Origin of the sequence: Defluviitalea phaphyphila, assembly GCF_001466305.1 — a bacterium.
Classification (GTDB): domain Bacteria; phylum Bacillota; class Clostridia; order Lachnospirales; family Defluviitaleaceae; genus Defluviitalea_A; species Defluviitalea_A phaphyphila.
In genome coordinates, this window is sequence record NZ_JWID01000034.1 from 8,946 (window position 1) to 9,569 (window position 624).

Annotated in this window: 2 protein-coding genes; both read right to left on the reverse strand. The window is 30.8% G+C overall.

The window, feature by feature from the left end; all coding sequences use genetic code 11:
* On the reverse strand, positions 1 to 282 hold a 282-nt coding region (locus OM90_RS12835; RefSeq protein ID WP_160323665.1), incomplete at its 3' end, for a hypothetical protein.
* On the reverse strand, positions 266 to 624 hold a 359-nt coding region (locus tag OM90_RS11460), incomplete at its 5' end, for an Mbeg1-like protein (protein ID WP_144428581.1). The genes OM90_RS12835 and OM90_RS11460, both read right to left, overlap by 17 nt.

A 624-nucleotide genomic window follows, 5' to 3' on the forward strand; every position in this document is an offset into this window, starting at 1 on the left:
TTTTCCACTATAATATGCTCGTCCGGTTGATGCCATTTTTGTTACATCACATAATATTTCTACCTCTTCAGGTATTTCTTCTTTTTCAGTTTCTCCCCAACTTCTAGTACTTCCTGCACCACCTGAAGATCCTCCTCCACCGGAAAACCCTTCAGATATTTTTTCTGTTTGAAGTTCTTCTATATTTCTATCCCATATATTTTTCATTGTAATTAATGTAGCTTCTGTGTTATATCTAACTATTTCACTGAATTCTTCAAATTTATTAGCAATACCTTGCATTGTTTCTTGTACTTTTTCTTTTGTACCTTCCCATATGAGGAATAGTATTTTTTATATATTTAATGTTTTTAGCAATAGGATTTAATAAAGCATTTACAGGGTCTGTATACGCAGATATAGATGTTATTTTATATGAATTTTTTTCAATTTCTTCTTTATATTTTTCACAAAACTCATTAGAAAATCCTTGTCCGTCAAAGGATACACATCTATCTACCTTATCTGATAAAATAGCCACATATTGGGCTTTATTCCCACCTTTTGAGTGACCAGTTACAGTAATATTATCATATTCTAGACTATTTATATAAGCTAATGAAAACTTCTGCTGAGTAGTATCTG